The organism is Granulicella aggregans (assembly GCF_014203275.1).
Lineage (GTDB): Bacteria > Acidobacteriota > Terriglobia > Terriglobales > Acidobacteriaceae > Edaphobacter.
The window spans coordinates 151,596-169,762 of sequence record NZ_JACHIP010000002.1 but is presented as its reverse complement, the minus strand read 5'-3'; the positions used below and the strand labels follow the sequence as shown (position 1 = coordinate 169,762).

Annotated in this window: 18 protein-coding genes, 1 tRNA gene and 1 pseudogene; 9 read left to right on the top strand and 11 right to left on the bottom strand. The window is 58.7% G+C overall.

Annotated elements, in window-relative coordinates; genetic code table 11:
* Nucleotide 1 precedes the first annotated feature (1 nt).
* From HDF16_RS06200 to HDF16_RS06180, 5 genes are all read right to left on the bottom strand, one after another.
* Nucleotides 2-1,807, bottom strand: coding sequence for a hypothetical protein (locus HDF16_RS06200; RefSeq protein WP_184214595.1), 1,806 nt, complete (start codon nucleotides 1,805-1,807; stop codon nucleotides 2-4).
* A gap of 19 nt (nucleotides 1,808-1,826) precedes the next feature.
* Complete coding sequence (locus tag HDF16_RS06195) at nucleotides 1,827-2,951, bottom strand: sensor domain-containing diguanylate cyclase (RefSeq protein WP_246408794.1); 1,125 nt, start codon at nucleotides 2,949-2,951, stop codon at nucleotides 1,827-1,829.
* Nucleotides 2,952-3,078: 127 nt separating this feature from the next.
* Nucleotides 3,079-4,173, bottom strand: a complete 1,095-nt coding sequence (moaA, locus tag HDF16_RS06190; protein ID WP_432432236.1) for a GTP 3',8-cyclase MoaA — start codon at nucleotides 4,171-4,173, stop codon at nucleotides 3,079-3,081.
* Between the two features lie 87 nt (nucleotides 4,174-4,260).
* On the bottom strand, nucleotides 4,261-5,244 hold the full coding sequence (locus HDF16_RS06185; protein WP_184214593.1) for an electron transfer flavoprotein subunit alpha/FixB family protein: 984 nt from the start codon (nucleotides 5,242-5,244) through the stop codon (nucleotides 4,261-4,263).
* Entirely contained in the window at nucleotides 5,241-6,005 is a 765-nt protein-coding gene (locus HDF16_RS06180) for an electron transfer flavoprotein subunit beta/FixA family protein (protein WP_184214591.1), read from the bottom strand. The genes HDF16_RS06185 and HDF16_RS06180 overlap by 4 nt, the downstream gene beginning before the upstream one ends.
* Nucleotides 6,006-6,175: 170 nt before the next feature.
* Here HDF16_RS06180 and HDF16_RS31780 point away from each other — a divergent pair.
* Both HDF16_RS31780 and HDF16_RS06170 read left to right on the top strand, forming a co-directional pair.
* Nucleotides 6,176-6,262, top strand: a pseudogene (locus HDF16_RS31780) (DUF4160 domain-containing protein); the annotation flags it as partial.
* A gap of 137 nt (nucleotides 6,263-6,399) precedes the next feature.
* Complete coding sequence (locus HDF16_RS06170) at nucleotides 6,400-6,603, top strand: DUF2442 domain-containing protein (protein ID WP_246408792.1); 204 nt, start codon at nucleotides 6,400-6,402, stop codon at nucleotides 6,601-6,603.
* Here HDF16_RS06170 and HDF16_RS06165 read toward each other — a convergent pair.
* The 4 genes from HDF16_RS06165 to HDF16_RS06150 all read right to left on the bottom strand — a co-directional run bounded on the left by HDF16_RS06165 (nucleotide 6,600) and on the right by HDF16_RS06150 (nucleotide 11,396).
* Nucleotides 6,600-8,444, bottom strand: a complete 1,845-nt coding sequence (locus HDF16_RS06165; RefSeq protein WP_246408790.1) for a (Fe-S)-binding protein — start codon at nucleotides 8,442-8,444, stop codon at nucleotides 6,600-6,602. The two genes, HDF16_RS06170 and HDF16_RS06165, sit on opposite strands and share 4 nt — an antisense overlap.
* Nucleotides 8,445-8,646: 202 nt before the next feature.
* Complete coding sequence (locus HDF16_RS06160) at nucleotides 8,647-8,931, bottom strand: hypothetical protein (protein ID WP_184214589.1); 285 nt, start codon at nucleotides 8,929-8,931, stop codon at nucleotides 8,647-8,649.
* 180 nt (nucleotides 8,932-9,111) lie between these two features.
* Nucleotides 9,112-10,815 (bottom strand): hypothetical protein, encoded by a 1,704-nt coding sequence (locus HDF16_RS06155; RefSeq protein ID WP_184214587.1) that lies wholly within the window; start codon nucleotides 10,813-10,815, stop codon nucleotides 9,112-9,114.
* Nucleotides 10,816-11,123: 308 nt separating this feature from the next.
* On the bottom strand, nucleotides 11,124-11,396 hold the full coding sequence (locus HDF16_RS06150) for a hypothetical protein (RefSeq protein WP_184214585.1): 273 nt from the start codon (nucleotides 11,394-11,396) through the stop codon (nucleotides 11,124-11,126).
* A 144-nt stretch (nucleotides 11,397-11,540) separates the two neighbouring features.
* Between HDF16_RS06150 and HDF16_RS06145 the strand changes: the two genes are divergently transcribed.
* Genes HDF16_RS06145 through HDF16_RS06125 form a run of 5 tightly spaced genes read left to right on the top strand, consistent with a single transcriptional unit; the run spans nucleotide 11,541 to nucleotide 15,448 of the window.
* Nucleotides 11,541-11,723 carry a hypothetical protein gene (locus tag HDF16_RS06145; protein ID WP_184214583.1) on the top strand — a complete coding sequence of 61 codons (183 nt, stop codon included), beginning with the start codon at nucleotides 11,541-11,543 and terminating at the stop codon, nucleotides 11,721-11,723.
* Nucleotides 11,710-12,489, top strand: coding sequence for an SIMPL domain-containing protein (locus tag HDF16_RS06140; RefSeq protein WP_184214581.1), 780 nt, complete (start codon nucleotides 11,710-11,712; stop codon nucleotides 12,487-12,489). The genes HDF16_RS06145 and HDF16_RS06140 overlap by 14 nt, the downstream gene beginning before the upstream one ends.
* Nucleotides 12,490-12,547: 58 nt before the next feature.
* Complete coding sequence (locus tag HDF16_RS06135) at nucleotides 12,548-13,243, top strand: site-2 protease family protein (RefSeq protein WP_184214579.1); 696 nt, start codon at nucleotides 12,548-12,550, stop codon at nucleotides 13,241-13,243.
* Between the two features lie 46 nt (nucleotides 13,244-13,289).
* Complete coding sequence (gene trpS, locus HDF16_RS06130) at nucleotides 13,290-14,405, top strand: tryptophan--tRNA ligase (RefSeq protein WP_184214577.1); 1,116 nt, start codon at nucleotides 13,290-13,292, stop codon at nucleotides 14,403-14,405.
* Nucleotides 14,406-14,407: 2 nt separating this feature from the next.
* Nucleotides 14,408-15,448: a segregation and condensation protein A gene (locus tag HDF16_RS06125; protein WP_184214575.1), complete on the top strand. Its 1,041-nt coding sequence runs from the start codon at nucleotides 14,408-14,410 to the stop codon at nucleotides 15,446-15,448.
* A 56-nt stretch (nucleotides 15,449-15,504) separates the two neighbouring features.
* Here the strand turns inward: HDF16_RS06125 and HDF16_RS06120 are convergent, their stop codons facing one another.
* Nucleotides 15,505-16,053 (bottom strand): DUF2911 domain-containing protein, encoded by a 549-nt coding sequence (locus HDF16_RS06120; protein ID WP_184214573.1) that lies wholly within the window; start codon nucleotides 16,051-16,053, stop codon nucleotides 15,505-15,507.
* 130 nt (nucleotides 16,054-16,183) lie between these two features.
* Here HDF16_RS06120 and HDF16_RS06115 point away from each other — a divergent pair.
* Both HDF16_RS06115 and HDF16_RS06110 read left to right on the top strand, forming a co-directional pair.
* A tRNA-Arg gene (locus tag HDF16_RS06115) sits at nucleotides 16,184-16,260 on the top strand.
* Between the two features lie 431 nt (nucleotides 16,261-16,691).
* The gene (locus HDF16_RS06110) at nucleotides 16,692-17,600 is read left to right on the top strand and encodes a hypothetical protein (RefSeq protein WP_221312566.1); all 909 of its coding nucleotides are present in this window, start codon (nucleotides 16,692-16,694) and stop codon (nucleotides 17,598-17,600) included.
* Between the two features lie 9 nt (nucleotides 17,601-17,609).
* On the opposite strand, the gene HDF16_RS06105 is transcribed toward HDF16_RS06110, so the two are convergent.
* Entirely contained in the window at nucleotides 17,610-18,167 is a 558-nt protein-coding gene (locus HDF16_RS06105) for a serine O-acetyltransferase (protein ID WP_184214569.1), read from the bottom strand.

Here is an 18,167-nt window from a genome sequence, read left to right as displayed (position 1 = left end):
ACTAACGCGCCGAGGCTACCGTGGTCTGCATGGCGATGAACTCCCTTGCGTGCATCATCTCGGGCGCGGCCGGATCGGCATCCTTCCAGGCCTCGGAAAACTTCTGGTACTCGGCTGTAGCCTTGGCGTTGTCGTGCGCTGCCTCACTGCTGCGAGCCATGCCGTAGAGGCTGAAGCCAGAGTTGGGCCGCTCCGCTAGCGCGCTGACATAGGCTTGATGCGCTCCCGCTGGATCTCCGGCAGCCAGCAGGGCAAATCCCTCCGTCTCGCCCACGGGGCGGATGTAGGTAGGCGGCTCGCGGTAGCCCAGGGCCTTCTCTTCATGTGCGGCCTGTTCAAAGAGCGCTTTCCCGGCAGGAAGCTGCTTCTGCGCCGCGAGGATCGAAGCACGCAGCTCCAGCGACATGATGGAGAGGCTGGCCAGCACGGGAGCGGGAAGAGCGTCGGGCATCACGGCAGCCACTATGGGTGCCTTTGGATCTTCTTTGTCGCTCTTCTTTGGGGCGTCTTTCACCTTCTGCGAGAGATGAAAGAGTTCCGCGTCGAGCGCGGTCGAAGCCGCTTGCGCAGCGGCCAGATTGCCGGTATTCACAGCCTGCATTCCAGTAGCGAATTGCGTCAGTTGTCCAGCAAGGAAGGTCAGATTCTCGAGCTTCGCATCGGGCTTGCTTGCAGCGGTCAGCTTGATCACCTCACTCCAGTCGCCGGTTCGAAGAGCGACGGGCAGGAGCGGATCGATGCGGGAGATGCCATCGCGTGGCGACTGAATGTAAAGCGTCTCGCGGAACTGTCCGCGTGCTCCCATAAGCTTGGCGGAGAGTGTCGTCGCTTGGGAGAGCTTTCCCTCTTCCATCAGGTTGGCGATGCCGTACATCAGGTTGTGAACGTAGTTCCAGTCATCGTCGACGGCGACGTGCTGGTCGCGCATGTAGCTCTCGTCAGCAGTGGTAGAGGCGGCGAACCAATGCTCGGCGTGGGCGTAGTCCCCAACGCGGTAGTAGATGTGGCCGGGCATGTGGACCATGTGTCCGGAGGTGGGCGCGAGGCTGGCCAGCAACGCCGCGCTGGCAATCGCCTGCTCGGGATGATTGCCCGGCTCGAGAGCATGGATCCAGTAATGATTGGCGGCGGAGTCGTTCGGAGTCTTCTTCAGTACTTCCGTCAGGATCGCGATCGTCTCCTTCGTCCCCTTCTTCGGTTCACCCGCGTCGTCGTAGCCGTTCTGGAGACTGATCGCGAGATAGATATTCGCCTGGGTGTCGGCCGGGTACTTCTTCACCAGTTCGCGGAAGATCGAGGTCTCCTTCTCATCCAGGGCCGGTGAACCGGTCCCCGCATCCGATGCCTTGCGGGCCTCACTGGCGGCCACAGCGGCGTCGATGTAGAACTTGCCCATCTCGTTGTCCTTGTCGCGAAGCCGAACGGCGTTATCGAGAGCCGCTCCGGAGTAAGCCGTTGCGCCGCTATGCCGGAAGATCAGCGCCTGGTGCAGTCCCCAGTAGCACATCGCGCAGTTTGGATCGACGCGCACGGCTTGTTCAAAGGCGCGAGCGGATTCGTACTCCCAGAAATCGTGAAGCAGATTCAGGCCCTGGTCGAACCAGAGCTGAGCTTCCGGGGTGGAGTTGATCGCGATGTGGCTGTTGCCAATGCCCGCCATCTTCACCGGCACGGGAAGTTTCTCCGGTGGAGGAATCTCCTTCATCGTCATGGCTACGCCATGCGAGGACATATCCATCTGTGCGGAGCAAAGCGATGACGAAACGGCCGCGGCCAGGGCGAAGACAAGAAGTGTTGCAGGTTTCATGCAGCCATCTTAGCCGGTCTCAACCAGTTTTAGGACGATTGATGACGCGGGGGCCAGTCTGCGGAGGAGTCATGACCAAGCCACGTCCAGCGACGGCGACGTTGTTGCGCGAGGTGGCTTTCACCTCGTACATCATCTTGTCGGCGGAGCGAAGGATCGCATGGACTGAGTTGCCATCTTCGGGAAAGGTGGCGAGGCCGAAGCTTCCAGAGACGCCCAGAGAAAGGCCGCGGCTATCGAGGAAGCGAGCTTCGCGCAAGCGTTGGCAGATCTCCATGGTCGTAGCCATCGCGGCATCCTTGCCAACGCCAGGAAGGAGGATGACGAACTCGTCTCCACCGTAACGGTAGGCCGAGTTCTCCGGGCCGGCAGCTCTCTTCAACAAGTTGCCCACTTCCGCCAGCAGGGCGCTTCCGACCTGGTGGCCGTGCGTGTCGTTCACATTCTTGAAGCGGTCGAGATCGACGAAGAGCAGGCTGAACTGCGTCTTCTGCACGTTGCCGGCAAGCTGCACCTGTTGGTCGAGAGTCACGTAGAGGTGACGCGCGTTGAAGAGCCCCGTGCAGTCGTCGGTGATCGTAAGTTCCTGGATCAGGTTCATCGAACGCGAATTTTGAATGGCGATGGCGGCGTAGTCACAGAGGATGCGCAGGAACGAAAGCGAGAACTCGCTCATCAGGTCAAGCTTGCTGTTGAGGAGCTGGATGACGCCAAGCGTCTTGTTGTTCGCGCGCACTGGAAGACAAGCGATTGACTGGATATTCAACTCAGGGTGATTTCGCGAGAAGACAGACCAATGCGGATCGAGTGCGACATCCGGAACGACCAACGTGTTGCCGGTTGCGGCAACCCATCCTGCGACGCCTTCCCCAAGAGGAACGCGCAGGCCTTTCAGGGTCTGTTCGTTCTCGCCGACAGCAATGGCGTAGTAGAGTTCGGTGGTCGCTTCATCCACCATCATCAGCGACCAGCGCTCCGGCCCGAAGAACGACGCCATCTTGTTCATGATGGTGTGAAGGATCTCTTCAAGTTCGAGACTTGACGTAAGCGCACGCGCAACATCGTGGAACACCCGGAGATGGTCCATCTGCGCACTATCGATTGCCTCGTAGTGCTGCTTCTTGCCGCCTAGAAATCCTCGCATGTATACCTCAGCTTACACTGCCAACACAATTGCGGAAGTCACAAGTTTGGGGAGGTAAAGCAGAATTTGCGGGCAAACTATTGTTGTTTTAATGACATTTCAGGTGTTTTGTACCGAACTACCGATCTTAACCGCCAATGTGCACCATATTACGAGCGGGTTTCTGAAAACCTGTTTCGCCGATATGGTGCCTGGCTTCTTTGCGAAAGACTACGTATCGGATGTACGCAGCTAGTTCCGAATCGGATTTGCCTTCGCGAGATTTTTGATAAAGATCGTGATCAATCTGGGAGAAGAGGCAGGTCCGGATCTTCGAGTCCGAGGTGAGCCGGATGCGGCTGCAGTGGCCGCAGAAGGGCCGCGAGACCGGAGCGATGATGCCGATCTCCCCTATGCCGTCATCGAAGGTAAATCGCCGCGCTGTCTCACTTGCGGCATTCGGTTCGAGATCGACCAGTGGCCGCCACGCGTTCAGCCGCGCAACAATCTCGTCCATGGTCACGACCGTCTCCGGCTTCCAGCTCCGATCCTCTTCAAGTGGCATCCACTCGATAAAGCGAACGATAACGCCTTCAGTACGGCTGAACTCCGCGAAACGCTCGATCTGGTCGTCGTTGAAACCGCGAAGAAGGACGCAGTTCACCTTCACCGGGCCGAGACCGGCATCCCGGGCGGCACGGATACCCGCCAGCACCCGCTCAAAGCTGCGTGGAACGCGGGTGATGCGCGTAAAGGTCTCTGAGTCGACAGCGTCCATGCTCACCGTAATTCTGCTCAATCCCGCTGCCTTCAGAGGCGCGGCCATCGATTCGAGCAGGTGCCCGTTGGTCGTGAGTGCGATATCGAGAGGTTTACCTGCATCGCCGAATTCCACGGATGGATACGTTGTTCGCATCTGCGCCAGCTCACTGACCATGTCGACGAGCCCTGCGCGCAGCAGCGGCTCGCCACCGGTGATGCGAACCTTTTCAATGCCGAGTGACACGAAGATCCGGATCATGCGCAGATAATGCTCGATCGGAAGCTCGGTAAAGTTGATGCCCTCTTCGCCTGTCCGGCAGTAGACGCACTTGTAGTTGCAGCGGTCGGTGACCGAGATGCGCAAATCGGTGATCGCTCGACCGTGGCTGTCGGTCAGCCGACCCTCCGCCTCCGGGGCGGAGAGATGTCCTGCCATCACGGGGATGGTAGAAGCGATCGAGATGAGCGTCGGACTGGCCATTAGAGATTGGATGCCCCGCCGGGGTGATGGTTACAATCCGGAGAACATAGCTCTATCTTGCCTGAAAGCCGCGCTGTGTGGGAATTCTTAGCTCTTTGCGGCGAGCACAGCCTTTGTCAGAGCCGGGACAATCTCGAACAGGTCCCCCACAACACCGAAGTCAGCGACCTCAAAGATGGGCGCGTTCTCGTCCTTGTTGATGGCGATGACGGCCTTCGATCCCTTCATGCCGACGAGATGCTGGATGGCTCCCGAGATTCCGACGGCGAGGTAGAGCTTCGGCGCGACGGTTTGCCCGGAGCTGCCAACCTGGCGCTCCATGGGCAGCCAGCCGTTGTCGCAGATGGGCCGGGACGCGGCCAGCTCTGCGCCGAGCGCAGCGGCCAGTTCTTCGATCATGGGGATGTTGTCGGCTTCACCGATACCGCGGCCTACGGAGACGATTACTGGCGCGACGGTTAGGTCTACCGTGCTGGCTGACTCACGAAAGCGCTCGCCGGGCTTGTTGCGGATTTGCGATGCCTCAATCGCGGGATTGATCGTCTCAATCTGCGCCGCGCCCTCGACGACGGTGTCCGCACGAAATGTCCCAGCCTGAATCGAGATGAAGGCTGGAGCCTCCGCAGTCTGCTTATAGTCTGCGTTCAGCTTGCCCTGCAGCAGTTGTCGCACGAAGACTGGCGTACCGTCGCCTTCTGCGTGGATCGCCACAACATCCGAGATCAATACCCGACGAAATCTGGTTGCGAGTGCCGGGGCGAAGTCGCGCACCTGATAGGTGTGGGGAAAGATAACGTAGTTAGGGGCGGCCTGTTTGACGAGCTGCTCCAGCGTGGTCACGTATCCGTCGGAGGTGTATTCGCCTAGCAGCTCGTGTTCCACCAGGAAGACTTTGTCGAGTCGCTTGCTGGCGAGCTCTGTGCCGAGCGCAGCGATGCCGCTTCCGACCACGGCGGCAGAGCAGGAAATGCCGAGAGCCGCGGCAAGCTGTTGACCTGCGGCTAGAGCTTCGAAGCTCATCCGGTTCCAGTTGCCGGCGCGTTGTTCGAGAACGACAAGAACTCCGCTCATATCACCCTCACTTCAAACTTCAACTTTTCGACAAGTTGCGCGGCGATCTGTTCAGGCGTGCCGGTCAGCATCACGGTCTTCTTCTGCTTCTCCGGAAGGTAGACGCGAGCAAGTTTGAGTGCGGCTGCTTCGGAGGAATCGGCGGCCGCGATGGTGTTCGTCTCCTTCGACTTCGCCTTCTTGATGCCCATCAAAGTCGCGTAGCGCAGCTTATTGCCGCCTGACTGGATCGTCAGCAGCGCGGGGAGCGGCATATCGACATGTTGGAACCAGCCATCTTCAAGCTCGCGCTTCACGCGCAGACCGGTGTCCGTCTTCTCCACCTGCATGATGATCGTCGCGTGAGGGATGCCGAGAAGCTCTGCCAGCACAACTCCGGTCTGGCCAAGGCCAAGATCATCGGACTGCAGGCCGGTCAAAATGAGATCAGGCGATTCCGCTTTCACTGCGACCGCCAGCAACTCGGCGACACCAAGCGTGTCGCGCTGGGCGAGGTCGTCGGCTTCGATGTGGATGGCCCGGTCAGCACCCTTGGCCAGTGCATCGCGCAGCGTGCTGGTGACGCGCTCCGGTCCGGCGCAGAGGACGATGACCTCGCCGCCATTCTTTTCCTTGAACTGCAGCGCCTCTTCGAGCGCGTAGGCGTCGGGCTCGTTGATGGCGTAGGTGAGGTCGTCCTCGTCAATCCACTTGCCGTTCGCGGCGATTTGAATTTGCGCGTCGCGTTCAGGCACCTGTTTGATGGCTACGATGATCTTCATGCGGGAAAGGCTCCGGAACTTGGCAAAAATGAATGCTCATTCAGTTGGAGAGTTTAGCGCATGGGAGCGCGGTTTGGCGAGGGGGTGGTGACTGGCTTTGATAGAGTGACGGAATGCCGGTTGTGTTTCGTTATCGCGGCTTCAAGTTTTTCTTCTAGTCGAATGAAGGATCACCTCGCGAGCCGATTCACATCCACGTCGAGAAAGACCAAGCTGAAGCCAAATTCTGGCTTTTTCCCGAGGTTTCGGTGGCCTAGAATAATGGCTACGATGCCCGAACGCTCCGCGAGCTGATTGAGATCGTGAGAGAGAATCGGGAATTGATCGTGAGGACCTGGAATGAGCACTTCGGTTAGTGCAACGCGAGTCCGTTTCGACGGAGACAGCATGTGGGTTGGACCTGAGCGACGGCCGGACGCTGGGTGTGCCGCTGGCGTGGTTCCCTAGGCTGCTTTGCAGCAGTGCGGAGCAACGCGAGCAGGTGCGGATCAGCAGTCATGGGCTTCATTGGGAGGCGCTGGACGAGGATATCTCGGTCGCGGGCCTACTGGTTGGGTTGGGCGATCAGAGTTCGAGTGGGAAAACGTTCGCAGCTTAGATTTTGGTCGGCGGCAAAGCTCGTGCCGTGAGTTGCGCGATGTCGTAGAGCTGCGGCGGAGCTTCGCTGACCGCGGAGAGCGCGTCGCGGAACATCGTGTTGCAGAAGGGACAGGCGGTGCCGACGGTCTGGGCCCCGGTGTCGGCAAGTTCCTTTGCGCGGACATGGCTGACGCGCTCGCCGGACTCTTCGCCAAGGAAGGCGAGTCCGCCGCCGGCCCCGCAGCAGAAGCTGCGTTCGTGGTTGCGCGGAGCTTCGACCAATTCACCGGCAAGAGCGACGATCTCGCGAGGCTGTTCGTAGACGTCGCGATATCGTCCCAGATAGCAGGGGTCGTGATAGACGATCTCGCCGCCTTCAAACTGTTTCGGCAGGCGATCCTTGTGACGCGCCATGAACTCGGAGTGGTGTTCGATCTCCGGAGCGATTCCGTACTCGCGCCAGTCGTTTGAGATCGTCCGAACGCAGTGGGGACAGATGGCAACGATCTTCTGCACCTTCGCCGTTTCGAGCGCCTTCAGGCCGTGTTCCGCCAGGGTCTGGAAGACGAGATCATTACCTAAGCGGCGCGCCGGATCGCCGGTGCATTTTTCTTTCTTCAACACGCCAAAGGTTGTGCCCAGGAAGTCCATGACGCGGGCGAAGTCGGCGATAATCTCCCGGCCTTTGGGATCATAGCCACCCATACAGCCAAGCCAGAGGCAGTATTCCTGCGTGCCGTCGAAGATAGGGAAGCCCTGCTTCGCGATGAACTTATCGCGTTCGACGGCGCTGAGGCCGAGCGCGTTGCCGTTCTTCTCAAGTGCGAGGAAGAGCTTGGTGCCGTAAGTGTCTTCCCATTGGCCGGTGTTGGTGGCGCCACGGCGCAGGCCTACGATGATCGGCAGATGCTGTATCCCGACGGGGCATTGGAACTCACAGCTTCCGCAGGTGGTGCACTGGAATGCGGCTTCCATGGAGAGGTGACTCGTTGGCGCGTCTTCCTTCAAGAGAGGAGCATCTGAGTCAGCTCCGAACTCATTGAGATAGCTACGCATCCCGAGGATGATCTCCTTCGGGTTGAGCACCTTTCCCGTTGTCGCGGCCGGACAGTGCTCGGTGCAGCGCCCGCACTCGACGCAGCTATAGGTCTGTAGCGCAATGAGCTGGGTGACATCTTTGCCAGAGACAAGGCCGAAGTCCTCGTCGCCTGCGAGCGGTGGGATCTTCGAAAATTCATCACGCTTGAGGAAGACGGTCAGCGGGCTGAGGACGAGGTGCAGGTGCTTGGTATGCGGGATCAGCGGAAGGAAGATGAGCAGCGCTAGCGTGTGCGTCCACCAAAGGGCTTTGACCGTGACGGAGCCATCGGTCGCGAAGAACGCGCCGAGATAAGTGACCATCAGCAGAAAGATAAGGAAGGAGATGAAGCCGGACTCGTACGAAATCTTCTTGCCCAGCCAGATGGGGCGGACGAAGAACCGTCGGATAAAGAGGGAAGCGATGGAGACTGCGACCAGCACGGCCCAGACGGCGGCGAAGTCAAAGTAGAACCTGCCGACGAGGCTCTCAGGCGGCAGGAAGCCCAGCCGCAGACCCGCGGCGAAGTGGTTCAGACTGACCAGAGCGAAGGCGAGAAATCCCCAGAAGACGAACGCGTGAGCGATGCCGGGCGCGGGCCGCTGCTCGATCACCTTAGCCTGGCAGAGGACCTCCCAGAAGAACTCCCAGACGCGACGGCCAAGCGGATGCAGCGAGAAGTCAGCGTCCTCTTTCGAGCGCAGAATTGTCCGCAGAATCGGCCCGAAGCGCCAGAAGAAGAGGCCGCCGGAAATCAGGATGCAGAAAGCAAGAAGGCCCATCTCCGATGCGGAGAAATGGGCTGGTTCTGCGAAAATTGGTAGAAGGAATGCGCCCGGCATTGCAGCCGGAGACCACGAAGCGGAGTGTACAACCAGCATCCGAACCCATCCCGCCGGGCGACGCCTGTGTTGGCGCATCGCTCGCAATCGCAACGACTGTTGCAGGAGGTTCCGGTTTCTTCAGAGGCCAGCTAACAAAAGCCTAGTAGCTGATGAACTCGGTGCTCCCGCGGCGTAGACGAAGTCCGGTAAGGCCGAAGAACGTTGCCAGAATCAGCGTGGTCGCGTTCCAGTAGGCAACTGGATGAGCCCAGCCCGGAGAGTAGGTTAGATCCTGACCCGACCACAGTGTCAGTAGCGTCGACACGATGAGGCACTGGAAACAGATGACCAGGAAGAGTTGGCCGCGACGGCGACGCTTGTCCAGGTGTTCCACTTCGTCCGGGGTAAGATTCCGTTCCTTCGGGCTCAGCAACATGTTCGCCATCGGTCTTGTTCTCTCCTGCGTCGGTTCAGTACAGACCCATTAAATCACAGCTTGCTCATTTAGTTGGCCTAAAGGGTTTGTATCGGCTGAATGAAGCATTCGATTCAGGGGTTCGTCTACGCAGCGAAGGATAGCTGAATGTCCATTCATTCGTAAAGGCCGAAATCGATGGGCCTTCGCCTACTCATCCAGCGAGCGCCACGCTTCGCCTAGCCAGTGCTTGACCAGCCGAAGGCCTGTTCTCTTCTCGTTGTCGACCGGCGGCTTCACCCCATCGACCTCCAACCCATTGCCACCCGGCCCTGGCCCTGGTGAATGTGCCAGATAGTCCTGTGCCGGCAAACCGCCGTGTCGCGCCAAAATGGAGGTCAGTTGCGCCTCGTCGACACCGTTTTTGCGGACGAGCCAGCACTCCTGGTCGCCCTCCCATCCCGGTTCATGTTTCCAGCTCCTGTAGCGCGTATTGCCCGCCGGTAGCAGCCAAAGCTGGTAGTTCGCCAAGTCTGCGCCCGCAAGCACATTCCGCGTCATGTGCTTCCATGTCCGGGCTGTGTAGGGAACATCCCAATCCGCGTGGCGAAAACAGTCAATATCGCCACCCGTGTAGACCAGGATAAGGTCCGGCTTGATCTCCTCTACGTCCGACGGCTTGAAGAGCCGCTTTGCAAAATCCGCGGTATTCAAGCCCCACGGGTCGTACACGGCCCAATGTGAGTAATACGTTACCAGCCCCGCTTCGCTCAGGATCAGCTTGCCGGGCGGCAGGTTCGCCATCTCCTGCGCGATGGCGCGCCGGTTGTCGTACTGCAGAACGTAAGCATATTTGCCTTCTGTGAACCAGATCCGCGCGATCAGCACTACCCACAGGAGAACGCTTAGCCGCAGCAGCGTCGGCGCCTTCAGGCGCAGCTCCGTCCAGTTCATCGCAATCAGCAGCGCCGTCCCGATCGGCAGATAGATGAAGAACCGGTGGCCGACGTTCTGGTCCAGTCGCATGGCGAGGTAAAACAGGTTCGGCAGCACAACGATGCACAACAGAACAGCCCGGTTCCGGGCATCAGCTAGACGCCCGCGCATTGCAAAGATCAGCACTACCAGGGAGAAGAGGCCAAGAAGCTTCCATTGCTTCAGCGAGGTCTCGACAAACAGATGCCAGATGCGCGGCGCACTTGCTTTCACAAGGAAGGGCAGCGGTAGCATCTGGCCGAAGTAATGCCAACGCCAGACGAAGTAGCAGAGTCCCGGCACAACAAACAAAACCGTGTAAAGCGCCAGCCGCCGCGAACGAGCCGGATAGATCATCAGACCGGCAATCAGCATGGGAACGACAAACACCACTCCGTCCGGACGGAAGAGGCAAAGCACCAGGCCGGCGATTGCCATCGCAGCATCGTTTCTTTGAAGAAAGAAGTAAACGAACGCAATCAGCAGATAGGCGAACGGCAGGCTTGAAAAGCCCCCGATCGCCGCCACGATCTGTGGCATCAGGGCGATGGTGCCCACTACGAAGAACAGAGAGAGCAACTTCGGCTTGCGCCCTGCGATCCTGATCAGAAGGTCCGCCAGCAGCAGAATCGACGCAACATTCAGTACCGCCACCAGCCACATCGGATCGATGTGCAGCTTCATACCCAGCGAGATCAGCGCCATCCAAGCGAAGTCGGTTGCACCTTCAGCGCGCGGGCCCATCGGAATGAACGTGATGGCGCCGTTGACTGCTAGGTTCCGGCTGAACTGAAAGAGGATCGCCGCGTCTTCGGCCGGAAGGAACAGCTTCGGTGTCAAGAGCAGAAGGAGCGACGCCATCGCACCATAAACCGCAATGGCCCAAACCAGCACCTTATCGAAAAGCGTCCATCCTGGGTCCGGTTCGGCATAATTCAATTTGACAGGGGAATCCGACAGCAGCATGGGTGGTTGGCCTTTCCGGCTTCTTACACGATTGCAAACGCTGAGCTGAATTGATCTGTGAATTAGCTTTCGGTGCGTCGATTATAGCAACGCGCTCAAGGCGTTAGATCGCCTCTGCAGGGTCTCGCCCTACCCTGGTAACCCGGTCGGTACGTCAGCTTCAAGCCATCTGAGGCAGTCTATAGATGTCATCCAGTCCCCGCCGCTTGCTGACCTTCTTCGCTATCGGTCGGCCGGAGTGGTTCGTTGATCCCTCCGGTCGCATCCCCCGACGCCGCGTTCTAAATGAACGCCACTGACTGGATGCTGGTCACGTCGAAGCGCTTGCGGCATCGAATGTTTTTGCAGCCGAGCATGTCGTCGCGGCGGACCATATAGCTCTGTGCCTTGGCGAAGCGGGCGCGGTCCCGGTCGTCTGCACCGCGCGGGAGCTGGGCCTTCTTCCGGCGGACCAGCCAGCTTACCTCGTACTCCCCGGGCTGACCGCAGTGCGGACATGTGATCGTATGCGTACGGCTCTCGGGCCGTTCATCAAAAAAATCGCGTTCTTCCATGCGTGGTGTCCCTCCCCTTTTGGTGCCGACGCGGGCAATACTTCTGCGCCTCCAGTATCTTAGGCCTTGTGTGTCTCAGAGTGAAGTAGTGGATAATGACCGAGTCGCCAGCTTTTGTTCTTGGTGATGGGGAAAGAAAGTGGCATGAAGAAGGCAAAAAAGAGAGTGTTTTCGATTGTGAAGGCGGTCAAGGAGAATGCGCGAGACCGCGTCGGCACGCCGCCGCCGGAGCGCGTCATTCCGGACCCCAAACAGAAGCTCGCGGCGAAGCCGAAGCATCAAGAGACGCTGGCCGATCTGCTCGAAAAGCAGGATGGCGACGTCTAACCCACCTGCGGCTTGGCCGCTGAAGACTCTCGAACGAGGAATTATGTACAGAATTGGACTTTCAGTGGTCGCGCTTGCGGCGATGACGTTTGCGGCGCAAGCGCAGACGATTCAGGTGAACAAAGATAACCGGACGATCGCTATCACTACGACGGACGAGGCACAGGCAATTGCAGACCGGGCGATCGTCTCGATCGGGTTCACGGTGTATGGGCCGGATCAGGATTCGACCTATGGGGAGGCGTCGAAGGTCTCGAACGCCGTAGTAAAGGCACTCAAGGACGCCGGAGTGAAGGCCGAGGGGATTGAGAGCCGCGAGCAGAATCTGACGGCGATCGATGACAACGACAAGGTGCGGTATAGCAAAGGAATTCGGTTCGTAGCGGCGCAGTCGTGGGGCGTCACGGTGCCGGCGAAGGATGCCGCGGAGACGTTGCATCTGGCGATTACGGCGGGAGCGAATAACAGCGGTGGGATCGACTGGCAACTTGTAGACGATCAGGCGCTCGAATCTGAAGCCGCAACGAAGGCGCTGGTGCATGCTCAGCAGATCGCGGAGGGAATGGCGAAGGGACTGAAGGTGACGCTTGGACCGCTGGTCTATGCCAGCAATCAAACGCCTTCAAACGCGCAACCCCGTCAGTTCGACAGGTTGAACGCCTTCGCCAAGATTTCCGATGCTCGAGAGCGATTCCAGCCCCTCGCAATCAGCCCCGCGAAGATCTCCAGGTCCGCTACTGTGTACGCGGTTTTCTCACTGCAATAGCTCTACCTCGATGGCCCTCGGCTCTGCGCCTGACTCATGCTTCCGATAAGCTTGAAGCATGAGTCAGGACGTTGCACTCGCAATCTTTGAATTTGTTGTTCTTCTTTTGGCGATTTCGATCCACGATGCCGCCCAGGCATGGATGGCTAATCGCCTCGGCGACCCAACAGCCAAGATGCTCGGCCGGATCAGCCTGAACCCGCTGAAGCACTACGACGTTCTCGGGACGATCATTTGGCCCGCCCTCTTCATCTTTCGCAGCCCTCTGGTGCTCGGCTGGGGCAAGCCCATCCCGATCACAACGCGCAACCTGAAGCGCTACAAAGATGAGATGTTTATCTATCTGACCGGCCCGCTTGCGCACCTGGCGGCGGCTGCGGTCTGCCTGGCTATACTGGTGGTGCTAAAGCATACGGTTGCCGGCACGACGGAGTCGCTCGATATCGCCTCGCGACTGGCCTTCCGCGATCCCATGGTCTCGACGCTCGACCTGCCGCCGATCTTCCCCATCCTGCTGTTTCTCTACTACGGCATCCTGGTGAATCTGCTGCTCTTCGCCTTCAACTTGATCCCTCTGCCGTCGCTCGACGGCGGGAAGGTGTTGCGCTACTTCTTGCCCTACAACGCTCAGCAGACCTTCGACAGTTGGAGCTTCTACCTGATGATCGCCTTCTTTTTCATCGGCTTCCGAATCATCATGTTCATTCTGGTCCCGATGCTGACGATCTTTGATAGCGTCCTGAACGCGCTTTAACACTGGTCGATCAAGTACCATGGCCTATTGAGGAACACAGCAGGGAATGACACTTTCGACGACTGAATTAGGGCAAAATCCGGCCCCTGCCGGCGGACGGCCACGCGTGCTGAGCGGCATGCGGCCGACAGGAAAACTGCATCTCGGAAACTACATGGGAGCGCTGTACAACTGGGTCAAGCTGCAGCACGAGTTCGAGTGCTACTTCTTCATCGCGGACTGGCATGCGCTGACGACGGACTACGCGGACACCTCGAAGATCAACGCCAATATTGACGACGTCGTCCTGGACTTCCTCGCGGCGGGACTTGATCCGAGCCGATGCACCATCTTCATTCAGAGCGCGGTACCGGCTCATGCGGTTCTCCACCTGCTCTTGAGCAACATCACGCCCGTGACTTGGCTGGAGCGTGTTCCCACGTATAAGGACCAGCAGGAACAGCTAAAGGAGAAAGACCTCGCGACCTATGGCTTTCTCGGATATCCGCTGCTGCAGTCGGCGGACATCCTGCTGTACAAGCCGAAGTACGTTCCGGTAGGTCAGGATCAGGCAGCGCACGTCGAGATCACGCGTGAGATTGCGCGACGGTTCAATCACATCTACGGATCGAAGACGACGTCGGTCCTGTCCGAAGCTCACTCCGATAAGGAGAAACTTACGGCCGAGCTATCGCAGATTGCTCCGGTCAACGAGATTCTTCCCGAACCTGCTGTTATGCTGACGCCCTCGCCAAAGCTGCCAGGACTCGACGGTCGCAAGATGTCGAAGAGCTACGGCAATACGATTCTGTTGTCCGAGACTGAGCCGGATATTCGCGCGAAGTTGAAGACGATGGTGACCGATCCAGCACGCGTGAGGCGGACTGATCCGGGCAATCCGGACGTCTGCCCGGTCTTCGATCTGCACAAGGTCTTCTCGAGCGATGACGTGCAGGCGGAGGTCCGCCAGGGCTGCACGACTGCGGGCATTGGTTGCATTCAGTGCAAGGGCTGGCTCGCGGACGCAGTTGTAAAGGAACTGAAGCCGATCCAGGAAAGGCGAGCTTACTATGAGTCCCATCCAGAGGAAGTTGCCGCGATCCTTGAGGCCGGAAACATCAAGGCCAACGAGCGTGCGAACCTGACGATGAGTGACGTTCGCAGAGCGATGGGGTTGAGATAGTCATGGCCGAGGAGATTGTTCAAAGCGACGCAGTTGAGGCTGAAGATCCAAGCGAGAGTGCGGCAGTGAGCGGAGATGCAGGTCCTTCGACTCCGCTGCGCTCCGCTCAAGATGACGGTTCTGGGGACTCTTCGAAAGAAAACGATGCAGTGAGCGAGCCTACTCTGCAGGAGCCCTTCGCGCTCGAGTCCCGTCCCATCGCTGCGCCCCTGCCGGAGTCGAAGCGCGGCGACGCGAAGAAGAATTCAGCCGCCAAGGAAGAAGCTTCACAGTCGCCGTTCTCCGTCACCGTGGGACAGGTCTATGATGGGCCGTTCGACCTACTGCTCGACCTGATCCGCAAGCAAAATATAGACATCTACGACATCCCGATCTCGCAGATCACGTCGCAGTTTCTCGAGTACACGCACCACCTCAAGCAAGTCGATGTCGATTCTGCAGGCGAGTTCATCTACATGGCGTCGCTGCTGATCCACATCAAGAGCAAGACCATGCTGCCACGCGACCCCAGCGATGTTACGGGGGCTGATTCCGAAGATCCGCGCCGCGAGTTGGTAGAGCGTCTGCTGGAGCACGAGCGCTTCAAGGCTGCCGCGCAGATGCTCATGCAGAAGCAGCAGATCGAAGAGGCGACCTGGTCGGTCCCCGGCATTCGCGAGTTTCGCGAGGACACGAGTGCCGAGCGCGAGATCGCCGCAGATGTCCCGGATCTGGTTCGTGTCTTCCAGGACATTCTGGCCCGGATGAGGTCGCGACCGGTGCTGAATGTGGACGAGGAATCGGTGACGGTTGCGCAGATGATCGAGTATGTGAAGCGCCGGCTGCTGATGGAGGAGAAGCCGGTCTCACTGCGCAAGCTGCTGCACCAGACGCACTCGGAGCGCGCGCTGATTTGCATGTTTCTGGCAATGCTGGAGCTGGTAAGGCTTCAGGCTGTTCTGCTGAATCAGCCCGCATTGATGGGGGACATCCTCATCAAGAAGACGGAGAACTTCGATGCGGTCTTCGCAGATCAGGCTCAGACTCGGGACGACTGGCGCTAACGACTGGGCGATCCACCCACGTCTCAGAAACGAGACGTGGGGCACCCGATTCGCGACTACTTCGTAATCTTCACAAACTCGTCTGTCTTCTCCCAACGCACATGCAGCTCGGCCGAGGTAGCCGTCGTGTTCTCGAAGCTGATGGACATGACTTCCTGCGGGCTGGCCATCGGCTTCGCGGTCATCGGTACCCGACCCAGGTCCTGAGTAATGTCATACTCTGTGCCCCACTGGCCCGTCTGCTTGTTGAGGATCAACAGCCACTCCTTTTCGCTGGGGTAGCTGTAGATGGTGTGCGTCCCAGCTGGCACCAGCAGCTTTCCGAAGTGCAGGTCGGATGTGGTGGTAATAGTAGTGGCGGGGTTCGCGCCGGTGCGCCAGACCTTTCCGTAGGGAACCAGGCCGCCCACGATCTTGCGGCCGCGCACCGAGGGAGCATTGTAGGCGATCGTGATCTTGGCGTCGCCCACTGTCGCCATGGCGGTCGCGGCGGGGCTGGCGAGGGGCTTGCCGGAGTCGGCTGTCTGGGCGGCGCAACCCAGCGTCGGGACGGCGAGAGTGGAACTGGCAAGCAGCAGCGTACAGGCAAGGGAGCGGAGGAACATTTCGGAGGGTCTCGCTTTCTTCGAATCGGCTACACGAACGTCTCCGATGTTCAAGCGTGACGCGGCAGGTGTCAACTTCGGGTGTTTGCCGGATGGAAGTGTCCGACAGGTCGTGCTAGGCTTAAGCCATGCACCCGTAGCTCAGCTGGATAGAGCGGCAGCCTCCGAAGCTGTAGGTCAGAAGTTCGAATCTTCTCGGGTGCACCATCCCTTTCCATCAAATATTTATGCAGACACTCCGTCAACCCCAGCAACCGGATGCGAGACCGTCTGGACCCCTCCACGTTGATCTGCAAACTCGGAGCGGACCGGTGCGCTCTGCCCCACAGGCATGGGCAAAAATCCAATTTCCACGGATTTGGGTCAATGTCTTCTTTTCGTTGGTTGGAGCAGTCACCTTCGTTCTCGGCTTCGTCCTTACCAAGACAGCCCGGGGGTGGGTCCTAGGGCAATGGCTCATCAGTTACGAAGGAGGATTTGTACGACGGGGGCTACCGGGTGAAGTCTTCTACCTGCTTGGAAAGCTGTTTCACGTCTCCCCCGTGGCATTTCTTCTGGTCTCGTGTTTCGCGCTTTATGCACTGATCTTTGTTTCTGTCCGAAGTCTCGCAATGGCATCTTCACGGAATGTGTGGCTTATGGCGCTCCTGTTGTCCCCTGCCACTTTCTGGTTCCAGATCCTGCACCCGCACAACGGGTTCAACAAAGAGATCCTCTACCTCGCCACGCTTTCGGTGTTCGCTGTCCTTCTATCCAAATTTCAGATAAGTGGGATTATGGCGTCGCTCTACATGTCGATTGCGGTGGTTTTGGTAGTGCTGTCGCACGAAGGGATGGTGTTCTATGCGCCATACTTTTTTGCCCTTCTCGTCATCAGCGGCAAGACCGTGCGGCAGGCGGCGATCGAGTGCTCCGTGCCGGCCTTACTGGGGCTGGCGGTTGCGTACCTTTGCTCCCAACACAGCGGCAACGTAGAGGCGGCATCGCAGATATGTTCTTCGCTCGGTTACAAATTAGATCTGGAAGGGAACTCGCAGATCTGTGCCGGCGGTGCAATTGCGTATTTCACTCGAAGCATGGCCTACGCACGCGCGAATACGCTGGACAGTATGCGGAAGTACCATTTTCTGGTGGTGTTCCCCATCTTCGCAGCCATCGCCATTCTACCGGCGGTTGCAGAGAGTGCCCGGATGCTCCGCTCGCGGATGAAACGCGAGGTTGCTGTCTTATGGACGACGGTCGTAATATCGTTTCTCGGCACGGTCATTCTGTTTGTCTATGCATACGATTGGAATCGCTGGATTTACATCCACATCGCGAGCATCACCGTACTGCTTTTGTTCATGGATGGGAAGATCCAGCGAAAGTCCGGAGATGAAACTCCTCCAAACCGGCAGATGACAGTAAAGCGGCAAGCTGCCTGGGCAGTTATCTACGTGCTTTACGCAATACTGTGTTTCACGCCAAATGCCATTCAGGCTGCAAGTCTGGGTTTCCTGAATCGGCTAACGCACTCGCAGCACGCAATGCCTCCCGCTGCCTCGTGAGGTTTGCAATCAAAGCGACGTAAGTTCGTTGGCCTCATAATCTTCCGGTAGCGCGGCGATCGCCTCCGGCTTGCGGGGGCGTATCTTCGCCGGAATGCCAACTGCAATCGAGTTCGAGGGCACGTCCGTGATGACGACCGCGTTTGCCCCTATGGCGACATCGTCCCCAATCTTGATGGGTCCCAGAATCTTCGCTCCTGCCCCGATGTCACAGCGATTGCCGATCACTGGCGATCCGCGAACGAGCCGGTGGCGCAGGCCGATGGTGACGCCGTTGCGCAGGATGACATCATCGCCGAGCACGGCGTCGCCGCTGACGACGATGTCGAAGGCGTGTTCGATCATGAGTCGCTTGCCGACGACTGTCTCGCAGGGAAGTTCGACGCCGGTGACCATCTCACTGAAGACCTTCAACACCTTGTAGAGCATCGAGAAAGGCTTGCGGATCAATCCTGACTTGATGGTGTAGCGCCATTGCCCGAAGCGATAGGTTGCCATCGCCCACAGACCACGGTGGCCGATGGCGCCGTTATAGTTTGCCCAGTCTTCCTTGAAGTCCTTGAACAT